Source organism: Acinetobacter sp. 826659, assembly GCF_000588515.1.
GTDB lineage: Bacteria > Pseudomonadota > Gammaproteobacteria > Pseudomonadales > Moraxellaceae > Acinetobacter > Acinetobacter pittii.
In genome coordinates, this window is the sequence record NZ_JFYD01000001.1 from 743301 (window position 1) to 762795 (window position 19495).

The 19495-nt window shown below is 39.2% G+C and carries 17 protein-coding genes; 5 read left to right on the forward strand and 12 right to left on the reverse strand.

Annotation, left to right across the window (positions count from 1 at the left end; all coding sequences use genetic code 11):
* Nucleotides 1–98 precede the first annotated feature (98 nt).
* The 5 genes from J663_RS03465 to J663_RS03485 all read right to left on the reverse strand — a co-directional run bounded on the left by J663_RS03465 (nt 99) and on the right by J663_RS03485 (nt 4088).
* Complete coding sequence (locus J663_RS03465) at nt 99–737, reverse strand: RluA family pseudouridine synthase (protein WP_016146070.1); 639 nt, start codon at nt 735–737, stop codon at nt 99–101.
* 132 nt (nt 738–869) lie between these two features.
* The gene (locus J663_RS03470) at nt 870–1574 is read right to left on the reverse strand and encodes an isochorismatase (RefSeq protein ID WP_005067935.1); all 705 of its coding nucleotides are present in this window, start codon (nt 1572–1574) and stop codon (nt 870–872) included.
* Between the two features lie 62 nt (nt 1575–1636).
* The gene (hemL, locus tag J663_RS03475) at nt 1637–2935 is read right to left on the reverse strand and encodes a glutamate-1-semialdehyde 2,1-aminomutase (RefSeq protein ID WP_016146072.1); all 1299 of its coding nucleotides are present in this window, start codon (nt 2933–2935) and stop codon (nt 1637–1639) included.
* A gap of 42 nt (nt 2936–2977) precedes the next feature.
* Nucleotides 2978–3589 (reverse strand): thiamine phosphate synthase, encoded by a 612-nt coding sequence (gene thiE, locus J663_RS03480; RefSeq protein WP_033847807.1) that lies wholly within the window; start codon nt 3587–3589, stop codon nt 2978–2980.
* Between the two features lie 115 nt (nt 3590–3704).
* Complete coding sequence (locus J663_RS03485) at nt 3705–4088, reverse strand: DUF962 domain-containing protein (protein WP_081404574.1); 384 nt, start codon at nt 4086–4088, stop codon at nt 3705–3707.
* Between the two features lie 165 nt (nt 4089–4253).
* On the opposite strand from J663_RS03485, the gene J663_RS19740 reads away from it, so the two are divergent.
* Nucleotides 4254–5717: a CYTH and CHAD domain-containing protein gene (locus tag J663_RS19740; protein ID WP_033847809.1), complete on the forward strand. Its 1464-nt coding sequence runs from the start codon at nt 4254–4256 to the stop codon at nt 5715–5717.
* A gap of 35 nt (nt 5718–5752) precedes the next feature.
* Here the strand turns inward: J663_RS19740 and J663_RS03495 are convergent, their stop codons facing one another.
* Nucleotides 5753–6385, reverse strand: coding sequence for a hypothetical protein (locus J663_RS03495; RefSeq protein ID WP_017387283.1), 633 nt, complete (start codon nt 6383–6385; stop codon nt 5753–5755).
* Between the two features lie 107 nt (nt 6386–6492).
* On the opposite strand from J663_RS03495, the gene J663_RS03500 reads away from it, so the two are divergent.
* Entirely contained in the window at nt 6493–6876 is a 384-nt protein-coding gene (locus tag J663_RS03500) for a DUF3144 domain-containing protein (protein WP_002118682.1), read from the forward strand.
* 61 nt (nt 6877–6937) lie between these two features.
* Here J663_RS03500 and J663_RS03505 read toward each other — a convergent pair whose 3' ends face one another.
* The 4 genes from J663_RS03505 to J663_RS03520 form a co-directional block, all read right to left on the reverse strand.
* On the reverse strand, nt 6938–9700 hold the full coding sequence (locus J663_RS03505; protein ID WP_033847810.1) for a M16 family metallopeptidase: 2763 nt from the start codon (nt 9698–9700) through the stop codon (nt 6938–6940).
* Between the two features lie 122 nt (nt 9701–9822).
* The gene (locus tag J663_RS03510) at nt 9823–10638 is read right to left on the reverse strand and encodes a PhzF family phenazine biosynthesis protein (RefSeq protein ID WP_033847812.1); all 816 of its coding nucleotides are present in this window, start codon (nt 10636–10638) and stop codon (nt 9823–9825) included.
* A 148-nt stretch (nt 10639–10786) separates the two neighbouring features.
* Nucleotides 10787–12181, reverse strand: coding sequence for an L-cystine transporter (locus tag J663_RS03515; RefSeq protein WP_033847813.1), 1395 nt, complete (start codon nt 12179–12181; stop codon nt 10787–10789).
* 208 nt (nt 12182–12389) lie between these two features.
* Nucleotides 12390–13271 (reverse strand): LysR family transcriptional regulator, encoded by an 882-nt coding sequence (locus J663_RS03520; RefSeq protein ID WP_033847815.1) that lies wholly within the window; start codon nt 13269–13271, stop codon nt 12390–12392.
* 96 nt (nt 13272–13367) lie between these two features.
* On the opposite strand from J663_RS03520, the gene J663_RS03525 reads away from it, so the two are divergent.
* Nucleotides 13368–14546, forward strand: coding sequence for a YbfB/YjiJ family MFS transporter (locus tag J663_RS03525; protein WP_033847817.1), 1179 nt, complete (start codon nt 13368–13370; stop codon nt 14544–14546).
* The gene (locus J663_RS18740; protein WP_075383506.1) at nt 14543–14668 is read left to right on the forward strand and encodes a hypothetical protein; all 126 of its coding nucleotides are present in this window, start codon (nt 14543–14545) and stop codon (nt 14666–14668) included. The genes J663_RS03525 and J663_RS18740 overlap by 4 nt, the downstream gene beginning before the upstream one ends.
* Nucleotides 14669–14708: 40 nt before the next feature.
* Here J663_RS18740 and icd read toward each other — a convergent pair whose 3' ends face one another.
* Nucleotides 14709–15965, reverse strand: coding sequence for an NADP-dependent isocitrate dehydrogenase (gene icd, locus J663_RS03530; protein WP_016146080.1), 1257 nt, complete (start codon nt 15963–15965; stop codon nt 14709–14711).
* Between the two features lie 196 nt (nt 15966–16161).
* On the opposite strand from icd, the gene J663_RS03535 reads away from it, so the two are divergent.
* On the forward strand, nt 16162–16950 hold the full coding sequence (locus J663_RS03535) for an rRNA large subunit pseudouridine synthase E (protein WP_033847819.1): 789 nt from the start codon (nt 16162–16164) through the stop codon (nt 16948–16950).
* Between the two features lie 116 nt (nt 16951–17066).
* Here J663_RS03535 and J663_RS03540 read toward each other — a convergent pair whose 3' ends face one another.
* Nucleotides 17067–19304: an NADP-dependent isocitrate dehydrogenase gene (locus J663_RS03540; protein WP_033847820.1), complete on the reverse strand. Its 2238-nt coding sequence runs from the start codon at nt 19302–19304 to the stop codon at nt 17067–17069.
* Between the last annotated feature and the right edge of the window lie 191 nt (nt 19305–19495).

Below are 19495 nucleotides of genomic sequence, written 5' to 3' on the forward strand. Positions count from 1 at the left end.
ATTTTTGCATCTTTTTATGTAGTCTTTAAAGCAAAATTTTGAAGCAAAAACCAATTAAATTGCTTTGCTACAAAAAATCACGCATTAAAATTTTTACATTAAAACGGTACAGGACAGTCAAAAGTTAATGTTTCTGCTGTGACAGGATGATTAAAACTTAACTGTTTGGCATGCAAACATAAACGCGGAACAAGTTGCTGCTCCGCTGTTGCATACAGCGTGTCACCTACAATTGGATGCCCAAGATATTGCATGTGTACACGGAGTTGATGAGATCGGCCCGTAATTGGTGTTAATTTCACACGAGTTACAGGCTGTCCCTGAATCTGAAAATGTTCTATGGCCTGCCAATGTGTTAAAGCAGGCTTGTTGTGAGAAGCATCGACAATATGTAAAGGTGGTCGACTTGGGTCATAGATGACAGGAATATCTACAGTCCCCTCACCCTCTAAATGACCTGCGACAAGCGCTTCATATATTTTTGAAGTCTGACGATCTTGAAATTGACGTGCAATCGCACTTTGACCACGCTTCGATAAACCAAATACTAAAATACCTGAAGTATCTCGGTCTAGACGATGAATGAGCAAAGTTTTAGGTTCAATCGCAACCAACCTTGTCAAAACGCTATCATGTAAATCACCCTTACCAGGAACACTCAAGATGTCCGAAGGTTTATGAATCACCATAAAATCATCATCACGATAGATCAGATGTTCACTTAGAAAATCACTCAAAGTTGTATTCCCAAGGTAAGATGAAAAACAAGCGGGCAATAATAAAAAGCTTACGTCCGAATTACAATGCCGTTCGGGTAAATTAACAGCAGAATTTGCAAATATTATGGATCACTTGAGGTCTATAGTCAGTCAAGGCTTCAATAACTGCATAATATGTTGCAATGTCGGTGCTTGCATTATCTCTTCAGCACTTAAGCTCGCACCATTTGCACGCCATAGATCGACCAGATAATTAACAGCAGACTGATCTAGTCCGTAGTTTCTTAAATCAATTTCAGGATGGATCTCCATAGGATGTCGCCCCACCTGTTCAGCAATTGCCAATAAGATTCCTTTATCTGACAAGATATAAGAGGACGGCGTACTTAAAGACCATAACCGCATTAAGCTCTGCGTATTTAAATGTTTTATATGGTCAAAACTGATCTTTTCAACCCATTGGATATGCTGCTCTAGATTAGCCGCCAAGATCGCATCATTTACAACACTGACCTGATCTGTAATCGATAAAACAAGCTGCATGACTTGTTTAAACAAAGGCGATAAATCACCAGCCATCATGACTTGGGCTTTAGTATTTGATGACAAACGCTGACCAAGCTCCAACATGGTTTGTTGAAGTTGAGATGTCTCAATAAAAATAATTGGAATTTCGAGTGATTGAGCGCGCTTAATCAACAATTCCAAATGATTCGCCAATGGTTGCTCAGACCAATCTGGTCGTAGTTTAAGCTCATTGAGCCCAACCATGAGCAAAATACTTTGCGCTGACTCAATTGACCAATTTGAAGTACTTGCAGCTAATTGGATTTTTCGAGGTAAGGGATAAAACATTGTTCTCTACAAATATAAAAATAGCTCAAATTAAAAAGCCCGTTTAACACGGGCTTTTTTGCTTACTTCATTTCAGCGAATGTTTCTTTTGCAGCCTGAATCGTAAATTCAATATCTTCATCAGAATGTGCAGATGAAATAAAGCCTGCTTCAAATGCTGAAGGTGCCAAGTTTACCCCACGCTTTAACATGCCATGGAAGAACTTTTTGAAAGCTTCAATATCACATGCCAACATTGAGTCAAAGCTTGTAATGTCTTCTTGGTCAGTAAAGTAAAGACCGAACATTGCGCCAGCTTGCTGAGTCTTAAATGGAATACCCGCTTCATCAGCTGCAGCTTGTAAGCCTGCAAGTAACTTTTCAAGTTGAGCAGATAATTTGCTGTAAAAGTCAGGTTGGCGTAAATGTTTAAACATCTCAATACCAGCACGCATAGCAAGTGGGTTACCAGATAATGTACCTGCTTGGTATACACCACCCAAAGGTGCGATACATTCCATGATTTCACGCTTACCACCAAATGCACCAACAGGCAGACCTGCACCGATAATTTTACCTAAAGTCGTTAAATCAGGTTTAACGTTATAAACCGATTGCGCACCGCCTAAAGCAACACGGAAGCCTGTCATCACTTCATCAATAATGAATACAGATTTATATTCATCACAAATATCACGAATGGCTTGTAAGAAACCGTCAATTGGTTTCACCATATTCATGTTGCCCGCGACTGGTTCAATAATAACACCCGCAATTTCATGGCCGAACTTAGCAAAACATTCTTTTAATGCTGCAATATCGTTGTAAGGTAGTGTTAAAGTGTGTTTAGCAAAATCAACAGGAACACCTTTCGAAGTCGGTTCACCCTCACCTAAAGTAAGTAAGCCCGAACCTGCTTTTACTAAAAGTGAGTCTGAGTGGCCGTGGTAACAACCTTCAAACTTCACGATTTTGTCACGGCCAGTATAACCACGCGCTAAACGAATAGCGGTCATGGTCGCTTCTGTACCCGAGTTAGTCATACGCACCAATTCAATGGATGGCATGATTTCACAGATAATATCTGCCAGTGTTGTTTCGTGTACGGTTGGTGCACCAAAACTTAAGCCATCTTCTGCTGCTGTTTGTACAGCCTTAATAATCTCTGGATGAGCATGACCTAAAATCATTGGTCCCCAAGAACCAACATAGTCAACATAACGCTTACCATCCACATCCCATAAATAAGCACCTTTTGCTTTCTCGATGAAAACCGGTGTTCCTCCAACGCCATTAAAGGCACGTACCGGAGAGTTCACACCACCTGGAATGTGTTTGCTGGCTTGTTTAAATAACTGTTCTTGCTTTGGAGATAAACTCATGGAAATGCTCGTCTTAAATATCTAAAAAATAATTTTGAAAGCTTAAGAAAATAATTGTGCCCACTCCTGTACACGGGCAGGAATTTCAGCAGTTGATCGGCCTAATATATCACTAATGACTGCACAGAGGTCAGCCCCAGCCTCAATCACAGGTTTTGAGTTTTCAACAGTTAAACCACCAATCGCACAAATTGGTAAATCATATTGGGCTGCTGCTTGCTTAATCACTTCGATCCCCACATTACCTGCTTCAGGTTTTGTAGAGGTCGCATAGACTGCACCAAATGCAATATAAGTCGCGCCATCTGCAATTGCTTTTTGCGCAAGTTCTAATGAGTTCAGGCAAGTACGACCAATAATGACGCCTTCTGGTAATTGCGATTTTGCATCGGTAATTTCACCGTCATTTTGACCTAAATGCACACCTAAACCAAACTGAGCGGCAAGTTTTAAGTCATCATTAATGACAAAAGGAACCTGATATTTTTCACACAATAATTTGATTTGTTCGACTTCTGCGGGTTGGTCTGATTTGTCTATTTTCTTACGGCGGTACTGTAAAATTGCGACCTGACGAGTTGCGAGTGCGGCATCTAGTTTTTCTAATAATAGTTGGATTGGGTCATCGTTGGTAATGAGGTATAAACCGCGCATACTCTACTCTCGCTTTAAAAAACTTCGCTAGTATAACGGATTTATAGATCATCATAAGTACCGATTGATATAGGCTTAACAGTACCAATCGGTATATTAAGAATAGATATAAAAATTAGCTTGGAATTTTATCAAACTTACGGTCAACCAAACTCAAACGGCCACGTGCAACATCAGACAACATTCGCCAATCAGAAATAAAGCTATAGAAAGGCTGTTTAAAACTGGCAGGCTTATTTTTTTCAAACACAAAATGTCCAACCCAAGCATTTGCGTAACCCGCTACCAAACCATAGAGCACATATTTGGCCTGTTTCTTACGAATTGCTTTTGAAAAAAAGTATAGACCAATGCTACTGCCCACCACATGCAAACGTCTGCTCATGATGTTACGGTGTTCAGTTAAATAAAAACGATAAAATTCCTGATAGTTTTTAATCGGCAATTCAAACTCTGGCTGAGCTTCATGGCTAAAGTTTATTGGTGCATTCACGATCATCTTCCTGATTTTTATTTGATCAAAACGTCACCTGATTGTACACCTAAATAAAAGTGTAGCGTCATATGTTTGATTGTAACTTTCTCTATCAAAACCATTATTTTTAGAGCTAAGCTATTATACTTATTCAAGATAGTCTAAATACCTGATTCAGGGAGATATATTATGGTCGAAGTCGAACTAAAGTTTCAGTTACCTGAATCGAAGAAAAAAACTGTCCAGCAATACTTAAAAAAACACAAAGCAAAGAACATCCACTTACAGGCAAAGTATTACGACACTCCTGATCGATTATTAGCAAAAAACGGTATGGCCTTACGTTTACGTAAAGAAGATGATCAATGGGTACAAACATTTAAAGCCGCAGGTCAAAGCCATCTCCACCGTGTTGAAGAAGAAATTCATTTAGGTGTATGTGACCAAGAACCTGACTTAAACCTTGAGTTATATAAAGACAATAAAGCCGTCACAGATTTGATTACTCAAGCTTTAGGCTCTGAAGTCGAAAAGCTAAGCTTACAGTTTGAGACTGATGTACAGCGCACCTATCATGTGTTTGAAGCAGATAATACAGCGATTGAAGTTTGCTTAGATGATGGTGTCGTGAAAACAGCGGATGCACAAAGTGTAATTTGCGAAGTCGAATTTGAACTCAAGCAGGGCGCAGTAAAAACGCTTATTCAATTTGCTCAGCAATGGATTAATCGTTACTCACTTTGGCTTGATGTAAGAAGTAAAGCCGAACGTGGCAATTTATTAGCATTAGGACAAGCCGCCTCACCTGCTGTTCATGCTAAAACTCTGACATTAAATAAAGATATTACTGCTGAACAGGCTCTAAAAAAGGTTGTCGAAAACTGTTTAGGGCAATTCTTACCAAATATGGCTGTCATTGCCGATGGAGTTGCCGAAGCTGAGCATATCCATCAGGCACGTGTAAGCTTACGTCGTTTACGTAGTGCCCTTAAGCATTTTGCAGGTTGGTCAGGCGAGCTAAATCGTGTTTGGGAAGAACAAATTGCTGAACTTTTCCGTAAACTTGGAGACACTCGTGATGAAGATGCGATTCGGACTGAAGTCTTACCTATTATTCAACAACACGGTTCACCTGAACTTTTACTACCAGTTTCAGCCCAGCCCTCAAAAGAACTCACAACAATCTTTACCTCTGCAGACACGATTAAGCTATTACTCAATTTATTAGCATTTGCTTATTCAGAAGAAGATTCAGAGAGTAAAACTGGTGCGTTAAAAAAACATATTAAAAAGAGTTTAGATAAGCTACATCATAAAGTGATCAGCAATGCTGAACATTTCTCTGAACTTGAAGTTGCTGAACAGCACAAAATACGAAAGCAAGCTAAGCAGTTACGTTATTGTGTTGAGTTTATTTCGAGTCTTTATTCAAACAAAAAAGTACAGCAATATTTAAAACAGCTACAACCTGTACAAAACACATTAGGTCACTATAACGACTTATTTATTGCGGAAGGTATTTTCAATAAAGCTGTCGAAAATGACTCATCTTTCTGGTTTGCTCTAGGCTGGGTAAAAGCCAAACAGCCTCACCTACAAAAGCGCTCAGCAAAAGCTTTACAGACTTTTAGTCAGGCTGAAACTTTTTGGTAATTTATATGAAGTCGCTGTAAACGTGCAGCGACTTTTTATCGGTATTTACCAAATACTTTCCATACGCCGTTATCTGCTAAGGGATCACTATAGCTATCGCTGCGTTGCTTTCTTGGCTTATCACGAGCATCTACCAATTTAAAATGCGGTTCAACCCCTAGCACAATCCCATTGGTGTAAAACCGTGAACGTGTATATTCGCTTTGTCCATGCTGGAATACATAGGTTCTTAAATCGATGAATTCACGGTGAGCAACCAGAGCCGCGGTATCATCACTTTGCAACCATTCTTGCATCGTAAATATCTGGTCTGTTTCAAACTGCCCGCATTTTTCAATAAGACTCGCAACACCGCGGAAAGTTTTAGATTCTTTTGCACGTGTTTTATTAATCCGAATTCGGTCTACATGAAAAAAGAATAGCGGTAAATTTAAATGACTTGGTAAATGAATGGCATCTGGTAATTCATCTTCCATAAATGGCTGAAAAAGCTCTTGTGCCCTTTCAATTAGCCCCTGCCATTGTTGGTAATAATTTTCGACTTCTTCTTGCAAGCCATAATAAATCGGCAGCCCTTCAACATGTTCTAAATATTGAGGTGGGAAAACATGCTGGCGTAATAAAGCAATATCTGTTTTTAAACTTTGAATCGCAATTGCATCTTGCATATTAGTCTCTCCTACTAATACTTAGGCTATTTACAGACTAAGTCAAAGGTTTTGTTTCCGCAAGCGTTTGCCTATAATAAGCAGCTCTATTTTTGCGGGAATAAGTCATGTCTCAAAAGATTAATGCAACAGATATTACTGAAGAAGAAGCGTTAAATGCGGTTTTCTTTGAGCGTGCGGATGAATTTATTAAACAAGCTAATGATTTTTGTCGCCCGCCAAAAGATAAAAAAGTTGATCCAGCTGAGCTACGTGGTCAAGTGAGCGCTGCAATGTTATTTGCCACTGCCCGCTTCAATACATGGGTAGCAGCAAATAACTTTAAAGATGGTAATGAAATGCGTGATGCGAAAGATCAGGTCATGTCTTATCTTCTTCAGCAATTTCAAATGATGCTTGAAGATAACTTCGATGAATATTGTGAACAATTCGAAAATTATTTACGTTTCCGTAAAAATGAAGATTTTCACGCTCATAAACATGATCATTAATATGATTTAAAGATCCAAATAAAAAGCCACATTTGAGTGGCTTTTTATTTGCGAGAAGACTTTATTTCTTTGCGGCCTGACCATATTGATCAGCCATCACTTCGACCAAATGTTCAGGTTTAATATACTTCTTAATTACTCTGTTAACGTCAGCAACAGTCAATTTAGTTAACTCTTGATCATGACGAATTCGGTCTTGCAATGTTTTGTTTGTTTCAAGCTGTAGATTTAACATGCCATGAATATTACGTTCATCTTCTAAAGCCGTAACTCGTTTCTTCATGATATCTGCTTTAGCAGCTTCAAGCTCTTGCTCAGTTACCCCATTTTTAACCAAGTCATTTAACACTTTGTGTATTGATGCAGACACTTGTGCTGAGCGACCCGAAGTATAATTTGCACTAATACTCAAAGCCCCTACATTCGTATCACGATCAAGTTGCAGCCCACTTCCAAAACCGTAGACTAGCGCATTTTTCTCACGAAGCTCTTGAGCTAAACGTGATGAAATTTGAGATTCCCCTAAAATATAATTCATTAAAATGAGAGCAGATGCATCTGGATGGTTTTTCCCAACTGGAATTGAAAGCACACTTTGGTAGCTACCAAATTCGCGCTGCTCAGATAAAACATGAACTTGCTGTGCTGGAAAATCAACGTGATCAATCAAGATTTTTTGATATGGCTGCTTACCGTTCCAACGACCAAATTCCTGATTCAGTAATATCTGCATCTTTTTCGCATCAAATTCGCCTGTAATAGCAATTTGAGCATGGTTCATTGCAAAGAAACGCTCATATAACTCTTTCACTTGCTCTTGAGTTGCGTTTTTCAACTGTTGTTTTGCCAGTTCAGGTTCAAAGTGATAACGCAAATCACCCGGTTGATATTCTTCAAGTAAACGTGAAAGTGTTAAGCCCGCTACTACATCTGGTTCTGTATAAGGACGATCAAGGCTTGATAAGCTTTGCGATTTAATTAAATCAAATTGAGATTGTTCAAATTTCGGATTTTTCATCACATCAAGAACAAACTTGAAAAACTCATCAAATTTTTCTGATTTAGACTGAATATTAATGGTCATGCCATTGCCATCAGCACTTGCATAAGCCGCACCGCCTGCATCAATTGATTTATCAGCAATATCTTGCAAACTGTATTTATCAGAACCACGAAGCAATAAGTATGACGTTAAATCAACTACCGTACCTTTATTAAATAAAGATTTTTCTGTTCCGAAGTCCATCGTAATCGTTGCGTAAGTACGATCATCACGTGTTTCAACTGGGAATAAAGCATACTTCATTCCATTTTTTAGTTTTCCACGGATAATCTTTTTCTCATTGCTTTCAACATATTGCTTTGAAGTTTTTAAAAACTCAGCAACTTCTTGTTGATATACCTTCGGATCTTTTAAAGGCTCTGCTTTAACATCTGTTTGATCTAATGTTTTAGGCTTATCTTTTGCATCGAGTTGTAATGCTTTTTTCTGGTCTTCAGGTGTTGGCAAAATATCGCCATCAATACGATGCTCAGCCACAAGGAACTGCTTTAAAGTTTGATTTACCTCATTGAGCTTCACTTTATCAATTGAATCTAAATCTTTAAAATATTGGTCCCATTGCCCATCCGCTACAGTGTAATCACTTAAACGGGAACCCAAAGCAACGGCGTCTTTATTGACTAACTCACCTTGTGTTTTCATTAAGCTTTTTACACGATTTAATTCAACTTCAGTAAACGGCTTCCCTTTTTCAATACCTGCTAACAAAGAACTTTCAACTTTTTTAGGGTCATTACTTGGTGAATAAATAGCACCTAAAAACACCACGTTAAAATCTTGGTCTAACCAAGTACTCGCTTCAACATTTGTGGTAATACCTGTTTCCACCATGTTTTGGTATAAGTGACCACTTGGCTGCATGGTATACAACATAGGTGCGAAAGCCAGTTCGGGTTGAATTTTGGTATTTTTACCATTCATATAGATATGGAATTTAGCCAGATCACTGCCCTTTTTCACCATGAATTGACGATTTTTTATTTTTGTAGAGTCAAGCACAGGAATCTGTACAGTTTTAGGAACCGCTCTTGCCGCAATTGGACTAAAATATTGATCTATTGTTTTTAAGACATCAGTCTTATCAAACTTACCTGAAATCACCATGACTGCATTATTAGGTGCATACCAGCTACGATAGAACTGATTCAATTCAGGCATTTTAATAGATTTAAGCTCAGGCAAATCGCCAATCGGTAAACGTCCTAAATATTGATTACCATAAGCTGACTTCCACATTTGATCCATCAGCACAGCAAAAGGCTGATCCATGCGGACTTCGCGTTCACGCTTTACAATTTCAATCTCGGAAGGAACAAACTTTTCTTGAAGAACTAATTTATCCATACGCTCAGATTCAAGATACAGCACCTGATCAAGCGCAGTTTTTTCTGGACGAACGATATTAGTATATTTTGTTGAATAATAATCGGTGCTGGCGTTTGTCATCAATGTATATTGATCTAAACGGCGCTGGAATTCTTCCCCTTTAACATTTTGTGTCCCCTTAAAAGCCAAGTGCTCAAGCAAATGAGCTAAGCCACTTTTACCTTGCGGGTCATTTAATGAGCCTGTTAAATAAATGGTATTAATAAAGATTTTATTTTCTTTGTCATTCGGCGCAAGCACTACCCGAAAACCATTATCTAATTTATATTCCTCAACATTTTGCTTACTTTTTACTAGTGTAGTTTGTGCCCAAGACGCAGCACTTAAACCAAGAATACATAGGGAGAGTGTCAGTTGTTTAAACTGCATAAACATATAAATACCAATTAATTTGAATAATAAAAAATCAATAGTTGTGGGACTATAGTAGGAAATTTGAACTAACTTTCATAGTAAAGTTTTGAAAAAAAAGCCGTTTATTTAAACGGCCTTATATTTTAAGGAAAAATTTCAGCTTGCATATAAAGCTTCCCATACCCTGAAACTTCAATACGTTCCTGATTCAGAACTTTGCAATATAAAACGCCCCCACGGTTAGAAGCCTGATAAGCCATAATATTATTTTTATCGAGTTTCTCTGCCCATAATGGTGCTATTGCCGTATGAATTGAACCCGTAACTGGATCTTCCTCAATGCCCGCGACAGATGCAAAATAACGCGATACACAATCATATTGTTGATCGGCTTTTGAGGTGATTGCAACATCCATCCCTGCAGTGGTAATCGCAGTCCGTTTACCTAAGGCTTTAAGTAAGTTCATGTCAGGCTGCTCATCTAACACGTCCTGCACTGATTCATATTCAACAATGTAGGCTTGAACATTTTGATAAACTGCTTTAAAAGGTTTTGTTAAAGCTTGACGTAAAATAGCTGGATAATCTTCAACTTGATGAGCTTTGCGAATTGGAAAATCCATTCTGATTTTACCGTCTTCATCTTGGTGAACTACAAAAAGACTTAAGTTTCGAACATGGAAATTAATGGTCTTTTTCTCGGTAAAATCTTTAAATAATACGAAAGCGCTGGCAAGCGTGGCATGCCCACAGAAATCAACTTCAACCGTTGGCGTGAACCAACGGATTTCATAGTTTTCAGAGTCTATAATTTTTACAAAAGCAGTTTCAGACAAATTATTTTCAAGTGCTATCTTCTGCATTAAATCTACATCTAACCACTCTTTTTCAACAACGACAGCGGCCGGATTTCCACGAAATAACTCTTTTGTAAAAGCATCGACTTGATACATTTTCATGATAGTGCTCTCTTTTGTAATAGGCCTATTTTCGAAAATTATTTAAAAGAAAAACAGATACAGTTTTTTTAAAATTAACATCACAGTAGCAATTTATGCATATAAAAAAACGGCTCATCCAGAGTGGAGAGCCGTTTAATACTCATTCTTAATGATGTTGAGTTAACTCAATTTCATCTTCATTGTTTAATATTTCTTTATCAGTCTGACCCATCAATTGGCTCGTAACAACACCAGCAGTCATTGATCCATTTACGTTTAATGCAGTACGCCCCATATCAATGAGTGGTTCAATTGAAATAAGAAGCGCAACCAATGTTACAGGTAAACCCATTGCAGGAAGCACAATCAACGCAGCGAAAGTCGCACCACCACCTACTCCGGCAACTCCAATTGAACTTAAGGTCACAATACCGACTAACGATGCAATCCACATTGGGTCTAAGGTGTTAATACCCATAGTTGGTGCAACCATCACTGCCAACATTGCAGGATACAAACCTGCACAGCCATTTTGACCAATAGTGGCACCAAAAGAAGCAGAGAAACTTGCAATAGATTCAGGCACACCCAAACGACGAGTTTGTGTTTCAATGCTCAGTGGAATACTTGCTGCACTTGAACGGCTAGTGAATGCAAACGTTAAAACTGGAGCAACTTTCTTAAAGAATTTAAGAGGAGAAACACCCGTCATAGTCAAAATAATGGCATGTACGACAAACATAATCGCCAAGCCTAAATAAGATGCAACCAAGAAACCGCCTAGATTTAAGATATCTGCGACGTTTGAACTTGCCACGACTTTTGTCATAAGCGCAAATACGCCATATGGTGTAAGTGTCATTACTAAGCGCACAAGCTTCATTACCCATGACTGCAACGTCTGAATCGCAGTCAGAATACGTTGACCTTTTTCCGCATCGTCCTTCATTAGGTTAAGCGCTGCTATACCTAAAAAGACGGCGAAAATAACTACACTGATAATTGATGTTGGGTTTGCACCAGTCAATTCAGCAAATGGATTACTTGGAATAAAGGAAAGAATAAACTGCGGTACACTTAAATCGGTAACTTTACCTACATAATCCGTATTAATCGCAGTTAAGCGTGCAGTTTCAGCAGCACCTTGCACTAAACCTTTTGCCGTTAAGCCAAACAGGTTGGTAACAAATACCCCTACCAGTGCAGCAATCAGCGTTGTAAAGAGTAAAGTACCAATCGTATAAAAACTGATTTTGCCTAAAGATGAGGCTTGGTGTAATTTTGCAACCGCTCCCAAAATAGACACAAATACCAAAGGCATCACGACCATTTGTAAAAGTTTTACATAGCCGTTTCCAACGATATTAAACCAGCTAATAGATTCAGCAAGAATCGGATGGCCACCGCCATAAATCAAATGTAGTCCTAAACCAAACCCCCCACCTAGAACTAAGCCAGCCAGAACTTTTTTAGATAAGCTCCAGTCCGTTTTACGTGTTTGGGCGAGTAAAAATATTAACCCGACAAAAACCACAATATTGATGATTAAGGGTATATTCATTCCCAAACTCCAAATTATTGCTTGTGTCATCTTTCAAGGGGGCATATTTGACCATAGCCGGCCTATATAAACTACCCTTTTCAACAATTTTATAGCATCAAGATGATTACAAACCTCTGTGAGAATATAAAATGACTTTTTCATACATATATATCACTTTTAATTTATAAATTAAGTTGGATATTTACGTATGAAAATCAATCACAACCTAAGCAACCTTTAATTCAAATTGTTGCTCAATAAAATTAATAAACTGCTTTAAATTGGTTCCCCAGGTTTCAGGCGACTGGGCAACCAAGTAGGTAGTAAAATGAGCGGATTCAGTATTAAGTTCAAAACAACTTAATGACACTTTCTCGACTACTTTGTTTAGATATGACTTTGGCAATAAAGCAAAACCAACACCTAATTCCACACAGCTTACAATCCCGTCCAGACTGCCCATTTCCATAATTTGTGAAGGCGGAACACTGTGATCATTTAAAAATAACTCGATTGCATGACGATAAGAACAACCTTGTCGAAACGCAATAAATCGGGTCTTTGCAAGCTTGGCAACATCTGGAAAGTGAGTTTGCTGTTTCGGACAAACCAAAACCAATTGTTCTTGCCAAACAGGTAAACTATACAACTCTGGAATTAAATATTTAGAAGCAACAAAAGCACAGTCGACCTCTCCTTGCTGCACAGCGCTTAACAAATATCGTGTCGGGTGAGTTTGCAGCTCAATCGGCAAATTCGGATATTGCTGCATACATTGATTGAGTAATTGAGGTAGACGTATTGCTGCTGTCGTTTCCATACTGCCCAAACGAATGGTTTCGTTCGGGTCAATATCACCCTCTTGAAAGATTTTTTTCGCTTTATTATGTAGAGCAATCATTTGAACAGCATAACTATGCAGCTGTTGTCCAGCATTCGTTAAAGTCACAGGGTTATTACGATTGAATAAAATAACCCCTAACTCTTCTTCAAGTTTTTTCACATGGCTCGTGATATTCGATTGCACGGTATACATTTTTTGTGCAGCTAAGGAAAAACTTCCACTCTCTGCAACAGCTAAAAAAAACTCTAGGGACTTAAGTAACATTTCACTATCTCAAAACAAGATAATCACCATCATATTAAATCATTTTTAAAGATTTAAAAACTCGCTTTTAATAATAAAAAAAATGAGCGTCCTCTCATGTCTACGTTTTATCGAATGAGCTTAATTGTCTTTTTGGCAACTTGTTTGGGAATTGGTGTTTTTAGATTTTCATATACTGCGCTTATGCCCATCATGATCGAGCAATACCACTGGACTCACGATTTTGCCAGTTTCTTAGGTAGTGCAAATTTATTGGGATATCTCATTGGTGCCTTATTAGCGCTATTAAGTATTAAAGAGAAGTACATCTCACCCTTCATCGTACTTTCAGCTATAGCGGGCAGCCTTAGCCTACTCTGCTGTTCATTCATGGATATGCCTTTGGTGTGGTTCATTGTCTGGCGTACGATTTCAGGTATTGCTGGCGGCTTACTAATGATTTTGGCGCCTAGCTTTGCAATGAAATACATTCCCACCACGCAAAGATTAAAAGTTAACTTTTTAGGATTTAGCGGGATTGGTGTAGGGGTTTTATCCGCCACTATTATTATTCCTCTACTTCAAAATATGCCTGTTCATTATGTTTGGAATATTTTTGCGGGTCTTTCGCTATTAGGAAGCTTAACTCTTTACCGATTATTAAGCCGTAATACTGCCCAATTTATTAAGCCACAATCGAGCGCTCTTCAAGCCTCACAAAAATCACGTTTAGGCCTTGTCATTATTATTGCCTATATGTGTAGTGCCTTTGCATATATTCCACACTCTTTGTTTTGGATGGATTATTTATCTGGAACTCTGCATTTCCCATTACAGCAAAGAAATTTATTTTGGGTTCTCTATGGAGTAGGAAGCTGTATTGGTGCACTTGTCGCTTATTGCTTAAGCAGACTAATCGGATATCTACAGGCCATTAAATGGTTATATACCATTTACTGCTTAGCCGTTGTTTTACCGTTCCTTTCACATACCGCATCTTTACTAGCCTTATCTTCGCTTCTGACAGGCTTACTGACTCCCGCAACAGTATTTATTAGTTCTTTTAGCCTGCTACAGATTTATGAGCAACGCTATCAAAAGCTTTGGAGCCTTGCCACCATTGGCTTTGCCAGTACTCAACTTTTGGGTGGTGTTGTCATTAGTACTTTGCATCATTTGCATTGGTCTTATGCCCATCTCTTTCTTTTGGGTGGAACTGTTCTTCTCTTTGCGGTTTGCCTTTTAATTCCCCTACGCCCTTCTTTCACCTCAACTTTCGGAGAAACCAAATCATGAAAACTCTGCTCTTTCCTTTATTTCTAGTTGCTTTCGTTCTTATTATTCAAGCCCTAGACCAGAGTTATCAAAAGAAAACTGGCTTTATTAAAACTCCGAAACATCCCGAGTTTATGCAATAAAAAAAGCCCTCAACCGAGGGCTTTCCTATATAAGATTTATTTAATCTTCCATGTGTTTGATAATCGCATCACCAAATTCAGAACAACGTAACAAGGTTGCACCCGGCATTAGGCGCTCAAAATCGTAAGTTACGGTTTTGGCAGCAATCGCTCCAGAAATTCCTTTAATGATCAAATCAGCTGCCTCTGTCCACCCCATATCACGCAGCATCATTTCCGCAGAAAGAATAATAGAACCAGGGTTTACTTTATCCTGACCTGCATATTTAGGTGCTGTGCCATGAGTTGCTTCATATACTGCAATAGCACCACCAATATTTGCACCCGGTGCAATACCAATACCTCCGACTTCTGCTGCCAAAGCATCAGAAATATAATCACCGTTTAAATTTAGCGTGGCAATCACAGAGTAATCGGCTGGACGCATGAGAATCTGCTGTAAAAATGCGTCTGCAATGACATCTTTGATAATGATGTCTTTACCCGTTCTAGGGTTTTTAATTTTAACCCATGGACCACCATCAATCAGTTCTCCACCGAAACGATCTAGAGCCAATTCATAACCCCACTCTTTAAATGCGCCTTCGGTGTATTTCATGATATTGCCCTTGTGAACCAACGTCACAGAAGGCTTGTCATTTTCGATTGCGAACTGAATGGCTTTACGGACTAAACGCTGTGTTCCTTCTTTCGATACAGGTTTAATTCCAATGCCACATCCTTCAGGGAAACGGATTTTTGTGACACCCATTTCTTCTTGAAGGAACTTAATGACTTTTTTTGCCTCTTCAGAATCAGCTTTCCATTCAATCCCTGCATAGATATCTTCCGAGTTTTCACGAAAAATCACCATATCGGTTAATTCGGGGTGTTGAACGGGTGATGGAACGCCTTCAAACCAACGCACTGGACGTACGCAAACATATAGATCTAATTCTTGGCGCAATGCAACGTTGAGTGAACGAATACCTCCACCTACTGGTGTGGTTAAAGGACCTTTGATTGATACAACAAACTCGCGAAGTGCTTCAAAAGTTTCTTCAGGCATATAGTTGCCATAAATTTTATTGGCTTTTTCGCCGCAATACACTTCCATCCATTCGATTGAGCGTTTGCCACCGTAAGCTTTTAAAATCGCAGCATCTACGACTGCTTTCATGGTTGGTGTAATATCCACACCAATACCGTCGCCTTCAATGAAAGGAATAATTGGATGATTTGGTACGTTCAGTGATAGGTCTGCATTTACTTTGATTTTGTCGCCGTCGGCAGGAACCACGATCTTCTGATAACCCATTGTGTAGATTCTCCCTTTTATAATACTTAATTAACTAAAAATAATTATCGATAAACAATACTTTCAACTTTTATTAACGCATAATAGCTTAATCGAATTTAATTCTTTTTGAGATTTATGTGGGAAATAAGCAAATTTCCCACTTAAATATAGCTCAATGTTTTCTCTAGTTATTTGAAAGAAGAAGCCATTTTTTATGAAAATTGTGATTCTCAACAAGCCATATGACGTTCTCTCCCAGTTTCGTAAAGACGAAGCGCACATGACCGTCTCTGACTTTGTTGATGACCCGACTTTGCGCTTAGCAGGCCGTCTTGATATGGACTCTGAGGGTTTAGTTTTTTTAACCGATCATGGTGGTCTGAATCAGTTCATTACCAACCCTGCAAATAAAAAATACAAAACGTATTTAGTTCAAGTTGATGGCGATATAACCGAAGAAGCACTTGAGCAACTTCGTAAAGGTGTGGAGCTAAATGATGGTATGACGCTTCCTGCCAAAGCCATTAAAGTCAGTGAACCTGAATGGTTATGGGAACGCAATCCACCCGTACGTTACCGTGCGAATATTCCAACTTCTTGGATTGAGATTTCAATTTGCGAAGGCCGTAACCGTCAAGTTCGTCGTATGACTTCTGCGGTAGGTTTTCCAACTTTACGTTTAATTCGTACTAAAATTGGCTCAATTGACTTAGTTCAACTTGGTTTAAGACCGGGTGATGTAAAAGAAATTGAACCATTACTCTACCCTGACTTTAAAGATGTACCAGCTGAACAGCCTTATCGCTCGCGTTCATACGTGAAAAAGCCAGGCGGTACAGGTGGCAAACCAATGGTTCGCAAGAACAAAGATGGTTCTGCGAAAAAGTCTGGTACAAAACGTATTTGGCAAATGGATGAAAGTGAAAAGCCACGTCGTAAGACCAATGGTACAACTCGCCCAAATACAAAAGCACCACGTGGTCGCGGACGTAATGGTCGATAAGATTTAATCTTTTAAAAGCTCACACCAGTGGGCTTTTTTAATGTCTTTTATTTTTAGGCAATAAAAAACCGGTGCATATGCACCGGCTCTTAAGCTATTTACTAACGTGTTAGTAATTAAGCCTCAACTGTTGCAAGAGCTGCATTAAATGTAGCACTTGGACGCATTACAGCATTTACTTTAGTTGGGTCAATTGCGTAGTAACCACCGATGTCCGCTGGTTTACCTTGTACTTGCGCAAGTTCAGCAACAATCTTCTCTTCATTTTCAGCTAAAGCTTTAGCAAGAGGAGCAAATTTAGCTTTCAACTCAGCATCTTCATTCTGAGCAGCAAGCGCTTCAGCCCAGTAAAGTGACAAGTAGAAGTGGCTGCCACGGTTATCGATTTCACCAGTACGACGTGATGGAGACTTGTCATTGTCAAGCAATTTACCAGTCGCTTCATCAAGTGTCTTCGCAAGTAACTTAGCACGAGCATTATTTTCTTTAATGCCCATTTCTTCTAAAGATACTGCAAGCGCAAGGAACTCACCAAGTGAATCCCAACGTAAGTGGTTTTCTTCAACAAGCTGTTGTACGTGTTTAGGAGCTGACCCCCCTGCCCCAGTTTCGTACATCCCCCCGCCCGCCATAAGCGGAACGATAGACAACATTTTTGCAGAAGTACCAAGTTCCATAATTGGGAACAAGTCAGTTAAGTAGTCACGTAAGATGTTACCAGTCACAGAAATCGTGTCTAAACCACGTACTACGCGCTCAAGTGTGTAACGCATTGCACGTACTTGAGACATAATTTGGATATCAAGACCAGTCGTATCATGATCTTTTAAGTACTTTTGTACTTTCTTGATCAATTCGTTTTCGTGTGGGCGGTACGGGTCAAGCCAGAAGATTGCAGGCATGCCTGAGTTACGTGCACGAGTTACTGCAAGTTTAACCCAGTCACGAATCGGAGCATCTTTAACCTGACACATACGCCAGATATCGCCTTCTTCAACATTTTGAGTCAATAACACTTCACCAGTGTCAAGATCGGTAATATTTGCAATACCAGCTTCTGAAATCTCAAAAGTCTTGTCGTGAGAACCGTATTCTTCAGCTTTTTGAGCCATCAAACCAACGTTTGGTACTGTACCCATAGTCTTCGGATCGAAGTTACCATGCCATTTACAGAAATTGATCATTTCTTGGTAAATACGGGCAAATGTTGATTCTGGCATTACTGCTTTAGCATCGTATTGCTTACCATCAGCACCCCACATTTTACCACCAGCACGAATCATTGCTGGCATAGAAGCATCTACGATGATGTCGTTTGGAGAGTGGAAGTTTGTGATGCCTTTTGCCGAGTCAACCATTGCAAGTGCAGGACGGTGTTCTTGACAAGCATGTAAGTCTTCAATGATTTCTTCACGTAATGAAGTTGGAAGAGTTTCGTTTTTCTCGTACAACCCAGCCATACCGTTATTAACGTTAATGCCTAATTCGTCAAATAACTTACCGTGTTTTTCGAAAGCTTCTTTATAGTAAATTTTCACACAGTGACCGAAAACGATCGGGTGTGAAACTTTCATCATTGTCGCTTTTACGTGTAAAGAGAATAAAATTCCCGCTTCTTTACAATCATCAAGTTCTTTTTCATAGAAATCACAAAGTGCTTTCTTGCTCATGAACATTGAATCAATGATTTCACCTTCTTGAAGCGCAACTTTTGGCTTAAGAACAATGCTCTTACCACTATTCGTGATAAGTTCCATTTTCACATTACGTGCGCGATCAAGTGTCATTGATTTTTCACCATGGTAGAAGTCACCTTCTTCCATATGTGAAACATGAGTTTGTGACCACTGTTTCCACTCGCTCATTGAATGAGGGTGTTTTTTCGCATAGTTTTTAACTGCTGCAGGAGCACGGCGGTCAGAGTTACCTTCACGAAGGACAGGGTTTACTGCTGAACCAAGGCACTTACCATAACGAGCTTTGATTGATTTTTCTTCTTCAGTCGTTGGATTTTCCGGATAATCTGGAATTGCGTAACCTTTTGATTGAAGCTCTTTAATACATGCAGTTAATTGCGCAACAGACGCACTAATGTTCGGGAGTTTGATAATGTTTGTATCTGGATCTTGTGTAAGACGACCTAGCTCTGCAAGGTTGTCGGATACCTTTTGCTCTTCACTTAGGTAATCAGCGAATTCTGCGAGCACACGTGCAGCTACAGAGATGTCACTTTTAATAATCTCGATGCCAGCTGGCTTGGTAAAGGTCTCAATGATCGGCAGTAGCGAATAGGTCGCCAATAATGGCGCCTCATCAGTCAGTGTGTAAATAATAGTTGACTTTTCACCAGCCATATATAGCCCCTTCCGTTTGATTGAGTGTTGAGGACCGAGCTTGTGGCCCAGTGCCTACGAACCGATATGCTTAAATAAAACCCTGAGAGTATCGGCTCTCATTGTCTTCCAGTCAACGAAATATCCAGTGATAACGACATTTCGCAGCGAAATAATACATAATTTAAATCTATTGATAATATTCCTATACC